Annotated in this window: 19 protein-coding genes; 7 read left to right on the plus strand and 12 right to left on the minus strand. The window is 66.8% G+C overall.

Going from position 1 to position 15,996, the window contains the following annotated elements; all coding sequences use genetic code 11:
• Window positions 1-39 precede the first annotated feature (39 nt).
• Both A5711_RS26645 and A5711_RS25570 read left to right on the plus strand, forming a co-directional pair.
• Window positions 40-654 (plus strand): DUF732 domain-containing protein, encoded by a 615-nt coding sequence (locus A5711_RS26645; protein WP_082975852.1) that lies wholly within the window; start codon window positions 40-42, stop codon window positions 652-654.
• 353 nt (window positions 655-1,007) lie between these two features.
• Complete coding sequence (locus A5711_RS25570) at window positions 1,008-1,211, plus strand: cold-shock protein (protein WP_067951426.1); 204 nt, start codon at window positions 1,008-1,010, stop codon at window positions 1,209-1,211.
• Between the two features lie 485 nt (window positions 1,212-1,696).
• On the opposite strand, the gene A5711_RS25575 is transcribed toward A5711_RS25570, so the two are convergent.
• On the minus strand, window positions 1,697-1,993 hold the full coding sequence (locus A5711_RS25575; RefSeq protein ID WP_156745058.1) for a hypothetical protein: 297 nt from the start codon (window positions 1,991-1,993) through the stop codon (window positions 1,697-1,699).
• A gap of 248 nt (window positions 1,994-2,241) precedes the next feature.
• Between A5711_RS25575 and A5711_RS25580 the strand changes: the two genes are divergently transcribed.
• Window positions 2,242-3,198, plus strand: a complete 957-nt coding sequence (locus tag A5711_RS25580) for a lytic transglycosylase domain-containing protein (RefSeq protein WP_067951430.1) — start codon at window positions 2,242-2,244, stop codon at window positions 3,196-3,198.
• Between the two features lie 11 nt (window positions 3,199-3,209).
• On the opposite strand, the gene A5711_RS25585 is transcribed toward A5711_RS25580, so the two are convergent.
• The 6 genes from A5711_RS25585 to A5711_RS25610 all read right to left on the minus strand — a co-directional run bounded on the left by A5711_RS25585 (window position 3,210) and on the right by A5711_RS25610 (window position 7,512).
• Window positions 3,210-3,980 carry an enoyl-CoA hydratase gene (locus A5711_RS25585; RefSeq protein ID WP_067951450.1) on the minus strand — a complete coding sequence of 257 codons (771 nt, stop codon included), beginning with the start codon at window positions 3,978-3,980 and terminating at the stop codon, window positions 3,210-3,212.
• Between the two features lie 16 nt (window positions 3,981-3,996).
• Complete coding sequence (locus A5711_RS25590) at window positions 3,997-4,236, minus strand: hypothetical protein (RefSeq protein WP_046185545.1); 240 nt, start codon at window positions 4,234-4,236, stop codon at window positions 3,997-3,999.
• A 69-nt stretch (window positions 4,237-4,305) separates the two neighbouring features.
• Entirely contained in the window at window positions 4,306-5,184 is an 879-nt protein-coding gene (locus A5711_RS25595; protein ID WP_067951432.1) for an MAP_0585 family protein, read from the minus strand.
• A gap of 40 nt (window positions 5,185-5,224) precedes the next feature.
• Window positions 5,225-5,692, minus strand: a complete 468-nt coding sequence (locus A5711_RS25600) for a lipoprotein LpqH (RefSeq protein ID WP_067951434.1) — start codon at window positions 5,690-5,692, stop codon at window positions 5,225-5,227.
• A gap of 148 nt (window positions 5,693-5,840) precedes the next feature.
• Window positions 5,841-6,488 (minus strand): S1 family peptidase, encoded by a 648-nt coding sequence (locus tag A5711_RS25605; RefSeq protein WP_067951436.1) that lies wholly within the window; start codon window positions 6,486-6,488, stop codon window positions 5,841-5,843.
• A 157-nt stretch (window positions 6,489-6,645) separates the two neighbouring features.
• On the minus strand, window positions 6,646-7,512 hold the full coding sequence (locus A5711_RS25610) for an alpha/beta fold hydrolase (RefSeq protein WP_197520866.1): 867 nt from the start codon (window positions 7,510-7,512) through the stop codon (window positions 6,646-6,648).
• A gap of 90 nt (window positions 7,513-7,602) precedes the next feature.
• Between A5711_RS25610 and A5711_RS25615 the strand changes: the two genes are divergently transcribed.
• The gene (locus A5711_RS25615) at window positions 7,603-9,087 is read left to right on the plus strand and encodes an amidase (RefSeq protein ID WP_067951454.1); all 1,485 of its coding nucleotides are present in this window, start codon (window positions 7,603-7,605) and stop codon (window positions 9,085-9,087) included.
• Here A5711_RS25615 and A5711_RS25620 read toward each other — a convergent pair whose 3' ends face one another.
• Both A5711_RS25620 and A5711_RS25625 read right to left on the minus strand, forming a co-directional pair.
• The gene (locus A5711_RS25620; protein ID WP_067951438.1) at window positions 9,088-9,267 is read right to left on the minus strand and encodes a hypothetical protein; all 180 of its coding nucleotides are present in this window, start codon (window positions 9,265-9,267) and stop codon (window positions 9,088-9,090) included.
• A 262-nt stretch (window positions 9,268-9,529) separates the two neighbouring features.
• Entirely contained in the window at window positions 9,530-10,678 is a 1,149-nt protein-coding gene (locus A5711_RS25625; protein ID WP_067951440.1) for a TDT family transporter, read from the minus strand.
• 62 nt (window positions 10,679-10,740) lie between these two features.
• Between A5711_RS25625 and A5711_RS25630 the strand changes: the two genes are divergently transcribed.
• Both A5711_RS25630 and A5711_RS25635 read left to right on the plus strand, forming a co-directional pair.
• A complete protein-coding gene (locus A5711_RS25630) occupies window positions 10,741-11,013 on the plus strand; it encodes a hypothetical protein (RefSeq protein ID WP_197520867.1) in 273 nt (90 codons plus the stop codon).
• 277 nt (window positions 11,014-11,290) lie between these two features.
• The gene (locus A5711_RS25635; RefSeq protein WP_156745059.1) at window positions 11,291-12,847 is read left to right on the plus strand and encodes an LCP family protein; all 1,557 of its coding nucleotides are present in this window, start codon (window positions 11,291-11,293) and stop codon (window positions 12,845-12,847) included.
• A 24-nt stretch (window positions 12,848-12,871) separates the two neighbouring features.
• Here A5711_RS25635 and A5711_RS25640 read toward each other — a convergent pair whose 3' ends face one another.
• Complete coding sequence (locus A5711_RS25640; RefSeq protein WP_067951444.1) at window positions 12,872-13,663, minus strand: SDR family NAD(P)-dependent oxidoreductase; 792 nt, start codon at window positions 13,661-13,663, stop codon at window positions 12,872-12,874.
• Window positions 13,664-13,740: 77 nt separating this feature from the next.
• Between A5711_RS25640 and A5711_RS25645 the strand changes: the two genes are divergently transcribed.
• On the plus strand, window positions 13,741-14,634 hold the full coding sequence (locus A5711_RS25645) for an NAD(P)-dependent oxidoreductase (RefSeq protein ID WP_067951446.1): 894 nt from the start codon (window positions 13,741-13,743) through the stop codon (window positions 14,632-14,634).
• Here the strand turns inward: A5711_RS25645 and A5711_RS25650 are convergent.
• Together A5711_RS25650 and A5711_RS25655 are read right to left on the minus strand one after the other, a co-directional pair.
• Window positions 14,617-15,447, minus strand: a complete 831-nt coding sequence (locus A5711_RS25650; protein WP_067951447.1) for an SDR family oxidoreductase — start codon at window positions 15,445-15,447, stop codon at window positions 14,617-14,619. The two genes, A5711_RS25645 and A5711_RS25650, sit on opposite strands and share 18 nt — an antisense overlap.
• An 81-nt stretch (window positions 15,448-15,528) precedes the next feature.
• On the minus strand, window positions 15,529-15,996 hold a 468-nt coding region (locus A5711_RS25655), incomplete at its 5' end, for an enoyl-CoA hydratase-related protein (protein WP_231987550.1).

Here is a 15,996-nt window from a genome sequence, read left to right on the forward strand (position 1 = left end):
GAAGCACCGCCATCGGCTTCGCCCGCGCCCAAACCCGTTGTGCCGCAAGCGCCCACTCCGCGAACCGAGATCGCCGACGCGGCGTTCATCGCCGCGTTGAAGCACGAAGGGGTACCAGTCCCGAGCCACGAATACGTGATGACCCAAGGTCACGCGGTCTGCGACTTCCTGGCGCACCAACCCAATTTCGCGGATGCGGTCGAATTCGTTCGGCGATCTCGGTTCGCGGAGTGGGCGCTTGCGGCACAACGGGTTTGGGCGCGGGCGAAGCCGATGGCGGTGCTTCCGACGGCTGGGCCGATGAATCCTCGCGGTGGACCGAAAACATCATCACCACCGCGGCGACGACGGCCACCAGAGATAACGGCAACGCCGCGAGCAGGCCCAAGTGCCGCGGCACGCCCTTACGCCGGCGAAGCGTGGTGCCGATTTGGCCGCCCCGCGACCCGGTGTAGGTGGCAACGTCGGTTCCATGCGCTTTCGCCGCCGCGGGGAGAGACGCCCCGACACTGTGGGCCAGGAGCTCGTCGAGCAGTTCGTCAACCTCACGCGATAACGGTTGACCGCCGTGCTCCCGGCCCGCTTGGCGCCCGAGCGCGATGCGCCGCAATTCCGCATCGATGGTCTCGCGGTCGCGCATATCAACCAGTTTGAGCGTGTCAGGACATCGTCACAACCCCCGGTAAATGCGGACCGATGACGGCGCCCTTACACGGCTGCGTCCCCGCTGGCCAGATGGCGTTGCCAATGCTGCCTCGAACGGCCCCCAACGCCAGGGAAGACTCGCTGCGGGCCAGCCGTCACTGTTGCCGGTTGGACCCCTCGCATGCCTCATCGAGGTGGCGCGGTGACAGGCCGGAGGCCCCGGATCCGATTCGTTGCCAGTCGGCCTTCGAATGACATGAAAAACGTTCTGGGGCAGTCGATTACATCTTTCCCATACCCCGCGTGGTACGCTTGCCCGGGATGCCCGTCGGCATCCGTTCAAAATGAGAGAAGTTGAAGGTATGACACAGGGAACTGTGAAATGGTTTAACAGCGAAAAAGGCTTCGGTTTTATCGCTCCGGACGGCGGCGCAGCAGATGTGTTCGTCCACTACTCGGAAATCCAGGGAAACGGCTACAGGTCGCTGGAGGAAAACCAGCGAGTTGAGTTCAGTGTCGAGCAGGGGGCCAAGGGTCCGCAGGCAGTCGGAGTGACCGCCGTCTAGGGCGAGTTCTACCGTGTGGGCTGGTGGGTTGTTTCCCACCAGCCCACAGCACGTTAAAGGGTGTTTCGGGCCGCTTCCGGCAGGACACAGATGGGCATGAATTTCGGGCTCGACGAATGACAGGCGCTCGGCGCCGCGTCGTTGCCCACTCTGGCGTGTAGATTGGTGGCAGCAGTCCATGTTCGCGCTGCCGACTAACCAAATTCTTGTGGAGATGATCAGATCCACGAATCGATCGCCCTTCGCCCAGCCAACCATGTTTGGGCCGGAGCCAAACTAACTTGAGGACCCGCTTCATGACATCGTCCGATTTGTTTTCACATCGCTACGAGCCCGAGGTCGTGTCACCTGCCAGCCGCGATGCGGAACCGGTGCAACTTCCGACTTTCTCCGACCGCCCCAATAGCGATTCCGCAGCTCCCAAGCCCTGAGCGCTGAGCGCGATGCCGGCCTGACCGCGACCCGTCTCGGCCACGCTCCGTCGCCTACTGCGCCGGAGGCGGGACGGGACCTGGCGGTCCGTCGGTCGGGGGCGGTGGCGACGGCGACCGCTGCGTGCAGTCGGGCACGAAGATCACCACATGCCCGACCATCGTCCAACCGATCGCGCACCCCGGCGGCAGCAGAGGGCGGGTACCCGGGGCAGTGATCAGCGCCGTCACCACCACGGTGAGCAGCGCCGGACGGATGAGACGGGAGACGACCGTGGCGGTTGCCGTGGTGGTCGCAGCTCGGCGAATCCTGGTCCGTCTCTCGTTCGGTTCAGCCGCGGCGTCAGCCATGTTGCTTTCCACTCTGCTGGGCGGGCGATTCTCAAGTCTGGAATAAGCCGCGGCCGCCTGCAACTCGAGGGGCTTTCCCGGTCGCCTCGAGCTCTTACTGCCACGGCGCGTGAATCGCGTTGAGGTTACTCAGGTTTTGCACTTCAGGAATACCTCGAAGTCCCCCTAGGGAGATACTCGCAACGGCATTGATCTCAGGCGGTCAAATGCGAAAGACTGTTCAGGGCAAATCGACGGAAGTGACTTCAGTGAGCCCCAGGCCGACAGTCGCCGCGCCGGTGTTTCTCGGCGTAATCGCGTTCCTGGTCGTCGGCTGTTCGTCCCCGACGGCGAAGCCCAATGCGACGGTGACGACGGCTTCAACCGCAGCGACGCCTGCTGCCGCACCACTTGCCTCGAGAACCGTTGCCGCAGCACCAAATCCGCCCCTTGGCGCGCAGCCGCAACTCGCGTCCGACCCGGCTCGGTTGGCCGACGACCTCGTCGCGGACGAACGTGCGCTGCGTGACCCGTCGGCGGCGGAGCCGGCGCTGACGGCGGCGGCGCACCGCGAGCAGGCCGCGTACCGCGCCATTGGGCGGCATCCCGAGTGGGACTCGATCATCCGGCCGCGCATACCGCCGGAGCTGGCTGACGTCTACGACCGTAACCTCGATGCCCGTCGCCAGCTTCAGGCGATGACACCCGCGAAAGACACCCTGCCCGCGTGGCGGATCGAACCGCCCGCACCCGTTGACGAGCTGATGAATGACTACCACGCGGCGGAAGCGGAGACCGGCGTCGGCTGGAACTACCTGGCGGCGATCAACCTGGTCGAGACCCGATTCGGCAGCATCAACGGCACGAGCACGGCCGGCGCCCAAGGCCCGATGCAGTTCTTGCCGTCCACATTCGCCACCTACGGCCAGGGCGGCGATATCAATTCGCCGCGCGACAGCATCATGGCGGCGGGCCGCTTCCTCGCCGCCAACGGCTTCACCGACGACCCCGACCGCGCCATCTACGGCTACAACCACGCACACGAATACGTCCGGGCGGTCGACCAATACGCCGCACTGATCGCAACCGACCCCGCCGCGTTTCCCACCTACTACCGATGGGACGTCTATTACGTCACCGCCGCCGGCGACGTGTTGCTCCCGGTCGGTTACGCGGCGCCGTCACCGGTCCCGGTCGGGGACTACCTCGCGACCCATCCGCAGTAACAGCGCCGCCGCTACGCCCGGTCCTTCTTGCGGGCGAGGAACGCTCGCATATGGTGTTGCGGCTCCCCGGTCAAAAAGGCCAGACCGAACTGCTCGATGCTGTCCTCGATCGCCCCGTGGACCGTCATGTCGAACCACTTGTTGAGTAGGCGTTTTTGCTGCCGGACCGCATTCGGGCCGAATCCGGCTAGTTTGCTTGTGAGTTCGGCGATGCGCGAGTCGAGCGCGTCGGCGGCGAGCGCCTCATGCACCAGACCCCACGTCGCGGCCGTGCGTGCGTCGATCGTCTCGCCCGTCAGCAGGAGCCAGGCCGCGTGCGACGCCCCGATCAGCGCGGGCATCAAGGCCGAATGGATCACCGAGGGGATCCCGACCGCCACCTCCGGCATGCCGAATACGGCGCCGGATTCGGCGATCCGCAGATCGCAGCACATCGCGACCTCGAGCCCGCCGCCGAGGCAGTAGCCGGCCAGCCGGGCGATGACGGGGACGGGGCATTCGCGGATCGACTCGCACAGCGTCGCGAGCCGACGGATAAACGCCTCGGCGCTAACCCGGTCCAGGTCGACCATCTCGTTGATATCGGCCCCACCGATGAACGCCGCGTCCCCTGCCCCGCGCAGCACGACCACCCGGACGTCACCGTCATCGCCGACGGCGCGGAAAGCCTGGGTCAATTCCTCCACGGCGCCCGTGCCGACGATGTTGAGCCGTTTCGAGTTGGTCAGCTCGATGGTGCGTACGCCGCCGTCGTGAGCGACCCGGACGAACCGTTTCTCCATCGCGTTCACGCGCCCCTCACAGGTACTTCAGGGCGATGTCTTGCAGGTGCGATCGAACGTCTTGACCGGTGGCCTTCTCCAGCTTGATCCCCAGTTCGCCCGCGAGGTTCACGAAGCCCATCAAAAGCATGATCTCCCCATCCGGCTCATCGATCACGTTCTCGACCAGCCGGCTCCAGGCGAACTCGTTGCCGCTGTCAGACGTCCAAGCCGTCATCACGTCGATGGCTCGGCGGACGTTCTCTCGCACATCCATTCCCCGGAGCCTGCCACGACGACTCGATCGCCGCCCGCCAACGGGCGCATGGGCTAGACCGGCGGATCGTCAGTACAGCGGAACCCAAACTCCCATGTACCAGAAGCCCCAGCCGCCGAACTGCCAGTTGAAGACCGGGATGGCGGTGTAGGAGTCGTATTGGAACGGCCCGAAATCGACCTGCGCGACGGCGACGTCACGCTGCGGCCCGGACCACGGACGGTTCCAGCCACCGGGAGGCGGCGGGCCGTCCCAACCCCCTGGAGGGGGCGCGCCCACCCAGTGGGGTGGCGCGTGGCCGGGCGCCGGACCGTCGTTCCACCCGTGCCCCCGCGGCGGGGGTGGCGGAGGTGCCCCGTGGTCGACGATGCTGAAACCCGCCCGCGCATCGCCGGGCCCGCCTACCTGGGCGTTACCGCTGACGTACGTCCCGCGCGGAACGTAGGGCGGATGCGGAGGCTGGGTGCTCGGCGGGTTGAGGGCCTGCCTGCCCTGCGGCGGCGGGTTGTGCTCGGTCGCCGGGGCGTTGGGTTGTCCACCCGGTCCGTTCTGATCGTGGTCACCCGGTTGGTTGTTCTGCCCGCCCTGCTGAGGGTATTGCCCGTGGTCGTTCGGCGCCGGCGAGTTCTGTCCGCCCTGCGGCGGGTTGTTCTGCCCGCCCTGCGGTGGGTTCTGCCCGTGCCCACCCTGGGGAGGATTGTTTTGGCCACCGGGCGCGCCGCCGGGTCCACTCTGTTGCCCGCCCGGGTTGCCCCCGCCCTGCTGCCCGCCGGGCCCGCCCTGCTGCCCGCCGGGGCCGCCGGGGTTGCCCCCGCCGCCACCGCCATGGCAGCCAGGGCAGGGCGGGGGTGGGTCGAGCGGAGCCGCAGAGGCCGAACCCGCGTTCAAGGTAACCGCGGAGATGCTCATGCCCGCCGCGACGGCCGCCGCGCCGACGACACGTTTCATAGACATAGCTGCGTCCCCTCTTGGGTCTCGATCCCCTGCACTACGGGCAGGTCACGTCCAACTCGAAAGGTTTGGTCACCGGCTGCGGTTGCTGCGGGTTGCTCATGTCGAGCCCGGTCGCGGTGCCCTTGATTGCGTAAGTCTTCCCGTTGACCGCGGCCCCCGCGTTGCCCCCTTGATTGGGGGCAGCGTCAGAAAAGCCGAGCGTGATGCCGTTGACGCTGCCGAGTCCGACCGAGTGCACGATGGGCGGGTTGGCGTTGCTGACCACGGCGCCGACCCCGGCTGTCGGATCGCCGATGCCGATGTTGGTGTTGTCACCCGCCGGCGCGCACGTGACCTGACCGCTGACGTTCTGGGCCTGACCATCGACGATGACCTGCGGGCCCGTCGCTGACGGCGACGAGGAACCCGACGATCCCGTGCTTGACTTGTTACCCGAACAGCCGGCACCCGCCGCGACCACTACGGCAACACCCGCCACGCCGACGACGATCCCACGCTTCACTACTGCTCTCCTTCGTGTCGCTGGTGTCGCAATAACGAACTCATTGGCCTCGTCAACCTAGCGAGCCCTGGGCAGTGCCGCGGCGCGCGGATACCCGCTACCCGCAAGTTACAAACGCTGTGTTAAAACCTTGCGGGCGCGGTCGCAGTCAAGGGAGAACGTGCAACCCCCACCTGCCCAGCAGCGGGTCGATGAGCGTGAAGTAGGTCGTGTAGTCGTCGCCGTCGGGTGAGGACATCAACAGGCCCACGGCACTTACGGTGCCGTCCGGGTTCTTCACGAAACCCGGACTGCCGCTGTCGCCATTGAGGCTGAACACGCTGGCTTCGACAACGTCACCGTCTACGTGTGTGACGGAACCACAGGTCTCACCGGTGACCGCACCCAATTTACAGAAAGGCATGCCTTCGCGAATCTGGTTAGCGCTCAACACATCCCGGACAGTGTATCGTCCTCCGACATCTCCGAGGGGCGCCCCCACGCTCGGGCGAAGGAGGATGATGGCGGCGTCCCTCGCGTCACCCTCCTTCTCGCTGGCGGTGATCTTTCCCAGGGGGACGTCATTGCCGTATGTCCACTGTGAGCCATCGTGGGCATCGCAGTGGCCGCTGGTCATCAGGTAGTAACTGCCGTCATTGCCCTGCGCCGCGAAACCCGATGTGCACGAGCTTTTTTCGTCTTCGACCTTGATGCCCGGCGTGACACCTGGATCGGCCTGCGCCGGGTTCGCCAGCGCCGTCGCGGCGGCGAGCACAGCACCGACCAAGCCCAAACTTCGCAACCACCGCAATGCCACGCCGCCTCTCTTGATGTGTCGGCCAGCATGCTAACAGCGCCAGCGGGTTTCGGCCGCTCGAGGAGCCCCGCCCGACACAACCGAATTGACATGAACGACAAAATGTTTAGCGAATACCCTGCCGGACAACGATTTTGACCCTAGGCCGACGAACCGATCAGTCGTCGAGATGCCGGGCTAGGAACCCCAGGACGGCGTCGGCGAAGATGTCGTTGCGGTCGCCGGCGACCATGTGCCCGGCACCGCGCACATCGGTGAACTCGACCTGCGGAAAGCGCGCCAGGAATTCGTCCGCGCGTTCCTGGCTGACGAGGTCGCTCATCTGGCCCCGGATCAATAGCATCGGCACGCCGCCGCGCAGGATGGCGTCGACGGCGCCGTGCATGCGCTCGGGGTCGGTGACTTCGAAAGGGGGATATGCGGCGGTCCCGCTGATGAACTGGGGATCCCAGTGCCAATACCAGCGATCGCCACGGCGTCGCAGATTCGTGGTCAGGCCGTCCAAGTCGGTTGGCCGTGGGCGGTGTGGGTTGTATTCGGCGATCGCGTCAGCGACCTCGTCCAGCGAGGCGAAGCCAGATTCCACCCGATCGGACATGAAGGCGTGTATCCGATTGGCGCCGGACTGGTCCATGTTCGGCACGATGTCGACCAACACGACCGCGCTGGCGATGCCCGGGGAAATCTCACCCGCGAGCAGCATCGAGGTGAACCCGCCCAGAGAGGCGCCGACCAGCACCGGCTGCGGGGGCAGCGTGCCCAGCACTTCCTGGACGTCGCCGGCGAAGCTGACGACGCGGTAGTCGCCTTCTTCGGACCAGTCGGATTCGCCGTGGCCGCGCAGGTCGACCGTGACGGCCTGCCAACCACGCTGGGCGACGGCTGCCGCTGCCCTGCCCCAGGAGCGGCGGGTCTGCCCGCCGCCGTGCAGGAATACCACGGCGCGTGCTTGAGGATCGCCCAGCCGGTCGGCCACGATGCGCACGCCGCCGGGCCCCTGGATCGAAAACGGTTCCACTGCCATCGGCATCAGGTGATACTAAGCCGCTTCGGCGCCGACCCGGTGTGGAAGCTGCTCCAATACGATGCAGCGGGGCGTCCAGAGGAGAAACCGATGCAGCTTGACGAGTACATGTCCTTGGACGCGACCGCGTTGGCCGGACTGGTCGACCGCAAGCAGGTGACGCCGACCGAACTCCTCGCGTTGGCGCGCCAGCGAGCGGAGGCGGTGAATCCGCGGTTGAACGCGATCGTCCGCCGACTCGGTGATGTGGCGGACCGCCGGGCCGCCGACCCGAGCCTGCGCGGACCGTTTGCCGGTGTGCCCTTCGTGATCAAAGACCTTGCCCAGGAGTATCGCGGCTTTCCGAGCTCGAGCGGTTCCCGTTCGCTGGCCAACGACGTGGCCGACCAACATGCCCTGGTGACTCAGCGGTTCCTGGACGCGGGGCTGGTGATCTTCGCAATGACCAATACGCCTGAGTTCGGGGCCAAAGGCGTGACGGAATCGGATTACTGGGGCCCTGCTCGCAACCCGTGGAACACCGAGCACACTCCCGGCGGTTCCTCGGGTGGATCCGGCGCAGCGGTCGCGGCCGGGGTCGTCCCGGCGGCCGGGGCCAACGACGGTGGTGGATCGATCCGCATTCCCGCCGCCTGCAACGGGCTGGTCGGGCTCAAGTTCAGCCGGGGGCTCTCGCCCTACGGCCCGCAGACCGGCGAGCCGATGTTTGGGATGGTGACCCAGGGCGTGGTGTCACGCACCGTGCGCGACAGTGCCGCGCTGTGTGACGCGATCGTCGGCCGCGATCCGCACGCCGCCTACGAAGTTGGCCTTCCGCAAGGCACTTTCGCCGACCACATCAAGCGCCGGCCGGGCACGCTGCGCATCGGATACTCGTGGTCCTCGGCGATAAACCCGCATCCCGATCGGGAAGCCGTCGCCGCGGTGGAACGGGCGGTGGCGCTCCTCAACGATCTGGGGCACCGGGTCGAGGAGGTCCCGCCCCCGTACGACGACGCCGCGCTGGCGCGCGACTTTCTCACCATTTGGTTCGCGCAGCTCTATCAGCACGTTGCCGACGCCAGACAACGCATGGGCGCCCACGACCGCGATTTCGAGGCCGACACCTTGGCCGTGAGTGAACTCGCCCGTGCCACCGGCGTTCTGGCGCCCATTTTCGCCTTGGAGAACAGAAACGATCACATCCGATCCCTGTCGACGTTCCACGAGACCTTCGATTTCTTATTGACCCCGACCCTGGCCACGCCGCCCCTTCGGGTGGGCGCCACAACGACGCCGCGCCCGCTGCAACAGGTGGCCCGCCTCGCCAGCAAGCTGCGGGCAGGAAAAGTCATGGCGCGCAGCGGAATTCTCGATCAACTGATTCAGGAAAGCTTGGGCTGGGTGCCGTACACGCAACTCGCCAATATCACCGGGCGGCCCGCGATCAGCGTGCCCCTGCATTGGACGGAGGCCGGACTTCCGCTCGGTGTGCAGTTGGTGGGGCGCCTGGGCGCCGACGGCGAACTACTTCAGCTGGCAGCCCAGCTCGAAGAAGCCGGGCCCTGGGCGCACCGGTACCCGGCGCCCGCGTGACTAGCCCGGGGACCGGGGCTTGTCCTCCGGCGCGTGATCGCCCCGCCACAACTTGGCGAACCGCCGGGCCACATCGCCAAGCCGGTACCCCGGTCGTCGTGAAGCGTTGATCCGGCCGAGGGCCTGTTTGCCCTCGGCGGCGTAGTCCTTGACCGTTTCGTCGCCTTCTTCAGCGCGCATCCTCGACCTCCGCTCCTCATCAAGCTGCTTGTGTCCGCGCCTAACGCTCGGACGGTTCCGCCGGCGTCAAACGCTCCGGCGCATCCGCCGGTGTGAGCCGTTCAGGTGTTTCCGTCGGCGCCGGTCGCTCGGGTGTCTCGCTCGGAGTACCCCGCTCCGGCGGCTCGCGTGAGTCCATCATTTAGCCCTCCGATCGGCTCAGGATTGCCTACCCGCCGACCCCGGGGGACGAAACGCCTAGGGCCTTGCTTACCGACGCCCGTCAGGACACCGGTTCCTTACTCGCCTTCACCGGCGTGGTGCTCGGGGGCAGCTTGAGCAGGTTGCCGCGGAGGCTGCCCCGCGCGGTGCGCGCGGCCACCAGCAGCCAGGTGAACAACAGGCCGGTGTACGCGATGGCCGCGGCCACCCGGAACGCGGGCAGATGCGTGTGGCCGGCTAGCTGCGAGGTACCCGTGACGAAGGTTCCGACCGGGAAGGTCAGGCTCCACCACGTCAGGGCGAACGGCATGCCGCGCCGCAGTGTGCGCACCGTCAGCGCGGTGGCGAGCGCGATCCACAACACCGCGAAGCCCCACACCGGAACTCCGTACAGGATCGCGAAGGCGTTCATGTCCTCGGCCACTTCGGGGTGGACGGCCAGACCGGCGCTGGCACCCAAAAGCCCCGCGGCGGTGATGGATTGGCCGAGGGGACCCAGGACGATCCACAGCGTTGGCACCCGCGCGGAACCCGACGTGCCGTACAGCGTCAGGCGCGCCCAAATCATCGCGATGATGTTCAGCGAAGCCAGCAACGACAGCCCGAACATCGCGTAGCAGCCGTACAGCATGGTCTCCCGGCCGGTGCCCGGCGACAGGTGCGGCAGCAACAACGCACCGGTCGCCGCGGTCACCATGGGCGGAACCACGGGCATGAGCCAGCCACCGAAGGCCGCGTCAGGTTCGACGTTGTGCTGGGTGAACATCAAGAACGGGATGCTCACCGCGGTGAACAGCCCGCCCAGCGTTCCGGCGGTCCACAGCACCCAATCCAGGTCGACGGCGATGCGTTCGCCCACCAGGTCCCTGCCGACCAACACCGCTCCCCCGCCGACCGTCATCAACGCCATCGGGGCGGCGCCGTAGAAGTGCGCCATCTGCGGATTGCGCGCGTGCGTGCGCGCAACGGTGGGGTGGCGCAACCAGTGCCCGCCCACGAGGACGATCAGCACCACGAGCAGGACGGCGGCGATCACCCAGACCACCTGGGCGAATGCGCGCAATCCCACCACATGCACGGGCAGGGTGGCACCGGCGATGGCGACGATCCCGGTGCCCATCACCGAGGCGAACCAGTTGGGTCCGATGTTGCCCAGTACCTCGACCCGGGTCTGCGGCGACGGCGGGCCCTCCGGGTTGGTGATGGTCATAGCTGAGAAACCCTACTGCGCCGCGCCGAACCGGGCGGGCGCCCGCTTAGACTCCAACGGTGATGCATCCGGCCCCCACGACGAGGCAGGCAATCACGAGGGTCCCCCTGATGATCGGCATTGCCGTGGTGGTGGCGCTCGCCATTCTCGCCATCCCGATCAAGCAACGATGCGGGGCGCCGGGCCTGTCCTGCGCGACGGCGGTGGACCCGCAAGGCAATGTGCATTACTACTACGAAGTCGAGCCGTTGGGTGTTTATCTCGCCGAAATCGTGACCGGCTCGAACATCACCGTTTTCTACGAGTCGGGCGAGGACCTGGTCCAAGCCCGGTAGCGGTGTCTCGACTCGATAACAGGTTCGAGTCGGTCCCCTCGGAAGTGTGACGTGGTCGAAACCACGATGCGACGCTCGAGCCGGAACGCGCTGGTCAGGCTCAGATTGCCACCGCTAACGCGCCCGCGGGCCGGCGCAACGGGCCGACCTGGGAAGCGTTCTCGATTGGGGGCTTCACAGCAAGCTAACGCATACTTGACACCATGCTTGAAGCGACATCGCCGCAAACCGCCGTTGCGGTGGCTGGTGATGCGCTAAGCGTGGGCAGAGGTTTGTGATGGCCCGCTCGGGCGGTGCCCATCGCCGTCATCGAGCCGTGCGCCAACCCTCACGTTTCCGTAAAGGGCTGACGCGTACCCTGGGCGCGCTGATCTCAGTGGCGGCGGTCGGGCTGACCGGGGCCGGGTACTACGTGGCCCACGGCGCGCTGGGCGGCATCACCGTTTCGAACGCCCTGCAGCCCGACGATCCGCGGTCCAGCGGTGACGACATGAACATCCTGCTGATCGGGCTGGACTCCCGCAAAGATCAGGACGGCAACGACCTGCCCTGGTCGATCCTGAAGCATCTGCACGCCGGCGATTCCGACGACGGCGGCTACAACACCAACACGCTGATCCTGGTGCACGTCAGTGCCGACAACAAGGTTGTCGCCTTCTCGATCCCGCGCGACGACTGGGTGCCCTTCACCGGGGTCCCCGGATACAACCACATCAAGATCAAGGAGGCGTACGGCCTCACCAAGCAGTACGTCGCGAACAAGCTTGCCAATCAGGGCACCAGCAGCCAGAAGGAACTCGAGACGAAGGGTCGCGAAGCCGGCCGGGCGGCGACCCTGCGTGCCGTGCGCAGCCTGACCGGCGTTCCGATCGACTATTTCGCCGAGGTCAATCTGGCCGGGTTCTTCGACCTGGCGCAGACCCTGGGCGGGGTGGAGGTCTGCCTCAACCACCCCGTCTACGACTCGTATTCCGGTGCCGACTTCCCGGCAGGGCGGCAGACGCTGGACGCCTCTCAGGCGTTGTCGTTCGTCCGGCAGCGCCACGGGCTGGAGAACGGGGACCTGGACCGGACCCACCGGCAGCAGGCGTTCATCTCGTCGGTCATGCAGGAGCTGCAGGCCTCGGGAACCTTCACCAACCTGGACAAGCTCAAGGGCCTCATGGCGGTGGCGCGTAAGGATGTGGTGTTGTCCTCCGGTTGGGACGAGGAGATGATCCAGCGGCTGGGTTCGCTGGCGTCCGGCGGACACGTCGAGTTCCGGACGCTGCCGGTAGTGCGCTACGACAACATCGATGGCCAGGACGTCAACATCATCGACCCGGCCGCGATCAAGGCGGAGGTGGCCACGGCGATCGGCGCCGCGCCCCCGACCACGACGCCCGCCACCACGGCCGCCAAACCGAGTCCGTCGACCATCGTCGACGTCATCAATGCCGGCAGCATGAGCGGACTCGCGACCGAGGTGTCCCACGCCCTGCAGAACCACGGCTACACCACGGGGCAGACCCGGGACCGCAATTCGGGTGAGCCGACGGCGAGCACCGTCGCCTATGGCGCCGGGGCGGAAACCGACGCGCGTAACGTGGCCAAACTGCTCGGCCTCGACGCGCCGAGTCAGCCCGACCCCAGCGTCCAGCCCGGACACATCAGGGTGACCGTTGACACCAATTTCTCGGTGTCGATGGTTGACGACGGCACTTCGGACGAAACGTCGAGCACCTCAACGTCGACCAAAGCCAAGACTTATTACTACAACGGCACCACCACGACCTATCCGACGCCGGATCAAGGGAAACCGATCGACGGCGGCGGCGTGCCGTGCGTTAACTAGCGGCCAAGCCGGGTCGCATTCCGGTTAGGCGTGCGTCCCGCCGTCGATGCGGATCTCGGTCCCGGTGATGAACGCGCCGTCATCGGAGACCAGCATGGCGATCACCCCGGCGACCGCCGACGGGTCGGCCATCCCGGTGCCGCTGGACTCCACCGTGGTCGGCAGGATCGGCATCAACCTCGAAAACAACGACCAGTCAGCGTCTTTCGGGATGTATCCCCCGGTCGCGTCGGTGATTCCGGACTTGATGCTGCCAGGTGCCACGCAGACGGCGCGCAGACCATCACGCGCGTATTCAAGCGCCAGTGAATGGGTGAAGGCCTGAATTCCGCCTTTGCTTGCCGCGTATGCCGCCATATACGGGTGGGCGAACGACGCCGAGGTTGAACTGAAATTGACGATCGCGCTGCGAGGATTCGCCAGTAGCGTCGGAAGTGCTTCGCGCACAACGAGAAACGTCCCGGTCAGATTGACGCCGACGATTTGGTTCCACAGGTCCAGGCTGGTCTGGTGGGTGTGCGCGGCGCGCAGAATGCCGGCCGCATTGACCAACGAATCGAGGCCGCCGAGCCCGTCGACGGCCCGGCGCACGCCGTCAATCACCGAGTCCTCGTTGCCCACGTCCATCGGCACGGTGGTGAGGCGGCCGGCGGTCGCGGCCTCGTCGGCACGGGCCCGGGTGGCGTCCAGGCCGCCCTCGGCGACGTCGGAGGCGACCACGGTGGCGCCCTCGTCGAGGAGCCGCAGCGCGGTCGCCTGCCCGATCCCCGACGCGGCGCCCGTCACCAGGATTCGCTTGCCATCGAGTCGATTCATTGCTCGCTCCCGTGCTCGTCGCGTCACTAGGCGCTCATCATCGCAAAGGGCGGCCGCCGACAAGGCAGAGTGGGTGCATGGACATCGGATTCATCGGCTTGGGCAACATGGGCCAGGGCATGGCCGCCAACCTGATCGGGGCGGGCCATCAGGTCACCGTCTACAACCGCTCCCCCGGCAAGGCGCAGGGCCTGGTCGAGCGGGGCGCCACCGCCGCCTCGACCGTCGCCGAGGCCTGCACCGGCGACGTGGTGTTCACCATGCTGGCGGACGACCGCGCGGTCGAGGCCGTTGCGTTCGGCGAACAAGGGATTCTGGCGGCACTGACCCCGGGCGCCACGCACGTCTCGTCGAGCACCATCAGCGTTGCCCTCTCGGAGCGCCTGACCGCCGCGCACGGTGAAGCGGGCCAGCGGTATGCCGCGGCGCCGGTATTCGGTCGGCCCGAAGCGGCCGCTGCCGCAAAGCTTTTCATCGTCGCGGCGGGTGCGCCGCAGGTGCTGCAACCGCTATCCCCGCTATTCGACGCGATCGGCCAGCGGACCTTTGTGGTGTCTGAGCAGCCGCACACGGCCAACCTGGTGAAGCTGAGCGGCAACTTCCTGATCGCTTCGGTGATCGAGAGCGTCAGTGAAGCCGTCGCGCTGGTGGCCAAGGCGGGGGTCGACAGGCAGCAGTACGTCGACATCCTCACGTCGACGTTGTTCGCGGCCCCCGTCTATCAGACCTACGGCCGGCTTATCGCCCGCCGGGAATTCGAGCCGGCCGGGTTCGCCGCCCAGCTGGGCCTCAAAGATGTTCGCCTGGCGCTCGCCGCCGCGGAGCAGTTGCAGGTGCCGCTGCCTGTGGCAAGCCTGCTGCGTGACCGGTTCCTTACGTTGGTGGCCACCGGCGGCGGACACCTGGACTGGTCGGCGCTCGCCACGCTCGCCGATCGAGACGCCGGCCTGGCTTCAGACGACTCCGCGTAGCCCGTCGGCGCCGAACGCGGGTTCCAGCATGGCGGAGTAGTCCGGGCCGCGGCGCAGCATGAGCCCACCGTCGACGTTGATGATCTGCCCGGTGATGTAGCACGCTGCGTCGCTGAGCAAGAACATCGCAAGGTTGGCGACGTCCTCGACCTCGCCGGGCCTTGGCAGCGGCGTGCACTCGCGGTAGTCCTCACTCACCTCCGGCAACGCGAAGACCGGGGCGACCAGATCCGTGCGGATCAGGCCCGGGCGGATGCTGTTGACGCGCACCCAGGACGGGCCGAGTTCGTCGGCGGCCAGCTGCATCATGTGATCGACGGCCGACTTGCTGACGCCATAGGCGCCGAACCATCGGTGGGTGTTGCTGGCGGCGATCGACGAGATGCCCACGAACGAACCACCGCCGCCGCGGACCAGCTCGCGCGCGGCGTGCTTGAGCACGTACATGGTGCCGTTGACGTTCAGGTCGACGGTGCGCCGCCAGCCCTCCGAGTCGATCTGGGTGATCGGCCCGATGGTCTCAGAGCCACCCGCGCAGTGCACCACGCCGTGGAGTTGGCCGTGCCAGGCCGTGGCGGCGTCCACCGCGCGGGCGGCCTCCTCCTCGTTGGTGACGTCGGTCGGCTCGTAGCGAATAGAGCCGCCACTGTGAAGCGCTTCGATCTCGCTGACGGCCCCCGCCAGCCGGTCGGGATTGCGGCCGACGATCATGACCGAGGCGCCCGCCCCGACCAGCCCCGCGGCCACGCCCTTGCCGATCCCGCTGCCACCGCCGGTGACCAGATATGTCCGGTTTTCGAAAGAAAGATGCACGCGACGCCCTCTCAAACTGAAACAGGTTCTAGATATCGAACCACGCGGAGAAGTCACCGCGGCAACGGGTGGCCGCGTGCGCTACGGCGTATCGCGGCGGGCCACCTGTGTCGGCTTCGCGTTGCGCCAGTCCTCGACGTCGGGCGGCAGTCCGACCGCGTACCTGTTCTCGTTGTGGGCCGCCCAGTGCGCATGTCCCAGCTCGTGGATGTGGAAGGCGTGCCGCAGGGCCTCGGTGAATCCCATTGCATCGGAAGCGGCATTGACCGAGTCCTTGACGAGCAGCGCCGCCATCGTGGGCCGGTCGGCGATGCGCCGGGCGAATTCGAGCGTCTTGTCGGCCAGCTCGTCGACCGGGAACACCTTGGACACCATGCCGAGCCGATAGGCTTCGTCGGCGTCGAGCGAATCTCCGGTCAGCAGCAGCTCTTTGGCCTTGCGGGGACCGAATTCCCAAGGGTGGGCATAATATTCGACGCCGGGCATCCCCAAGCGCACCGCGACGACATCGCTGAACTTGGCATTGTCGGCGGCCACGATCAGGTCGCA

The organism is Mycobacterium sp. E2238 (assembly GCF_001672665.1).
Lineage (GTDB): Bacteria > Actinomycetota > Actinomycetes > Mycobacteriales > Mycobacteriaceae > Mycobacterium.

What these genes read in the sequence shown, in the direction of transcription:
- A5711_RS25570 (WP_067951426.1), top strand. Translation starts at nt 1,008, where the DNA reads ATGACACAGGGAACTGTGAAATGGTTTAACAGCGAAAAAGGCTTCGGT.
- A5711_RS25575 (WP_156745058.1), bottom strand. Translation starts at nt 1,993, where the DNA reads ATGGCTGACGCCGCGGCTGAACCGAACGAGAGACGGACCAGGATTCGC.
- A5711_RS25585 (WP_067951450.1), bottom strand. Translation starts at nt 3,980, where the DNA reads ATGGAGAAACGGTTCGTCCGGGTCGCTCACGACGGCGGCGTACGCACC.
- A5711_RS25590 (WP_046185545.1), bottom strand. Translation starts at nt 4,236, where the DNA reads ATGGATGTGCGAGAGAACGTCCGCCGAGCCATCGACGTGATGACGGCT.
- A5711_RS25595 (WP_067951432.1), bottom strand. Translation starts at nt 5,184, where the DNA reads ATGAAACGTGTCGTCGGCGCGGCGGCCGTCGCGGCGGGCATGAGCATC.
- A5711_RS25610 (WP_197520866.1), bottom strand. Translation starts at nt 7,512, where the DNA reads ATGGCAGTGGAACCGTTTTCGATCCAGGGGCCCGGCGGCGTGCGCATC.
- A5711_RS25615 (WP_067951454.1), top strand. Translation starts at nt 7,603, where the DNA reads ATGCAGCTTGACGAGTACATGTCCTTGGACGCGACCGCGTTGGCCGGA.
- A5711_RS25620 (WP_067951438.1), bottom strand. Translation starts at nt 9,267, where the DNA reads ATGCGCGCTGAAGAAGGCGACGAAACGGTCAAGGACTACGCCGCCGAG.
- A5711_RS25625 (WP_067951440.1), bottom strand. Translation starts at nt 10,678, where the DNA reads ATGACCATCACCAACCCGGAGGGCCCGCCGTCGCCGCAGACCCGGGTC.
- A5711_RS25630 (WP_197520867.1), top strand. Translation starts at nt 10,741, where the DNA reads ATGCATCCGGCCCCCACGACGAGGCAGGCAATCACGAGGGTCCCCCTG.
- A5711_RS25635 (WP_156745059.1), top strand. Translation starts at nt 11,291, where the DNA reads ATGGCCCGCTCGGGCGGTGCCCATCGCCGTCATCGAGCCGTGCGCCAA.
- A5711_RS25640 (WP_067951444.1), bottom strand. Translation starts at nt 13,663, where the DNA reads ATGAATCGACTCGATGGCAAGCGAATCCTGGTGACGGGCGCCGCGTCG.
- A5711_RS25645 (WP_067951446.1), top strand. Translation starts at nt 13,741, where the DNA reads ATGGACATCGGATTCATCGGCTTGGGCAACATGGGCCAGGGCATGGCC.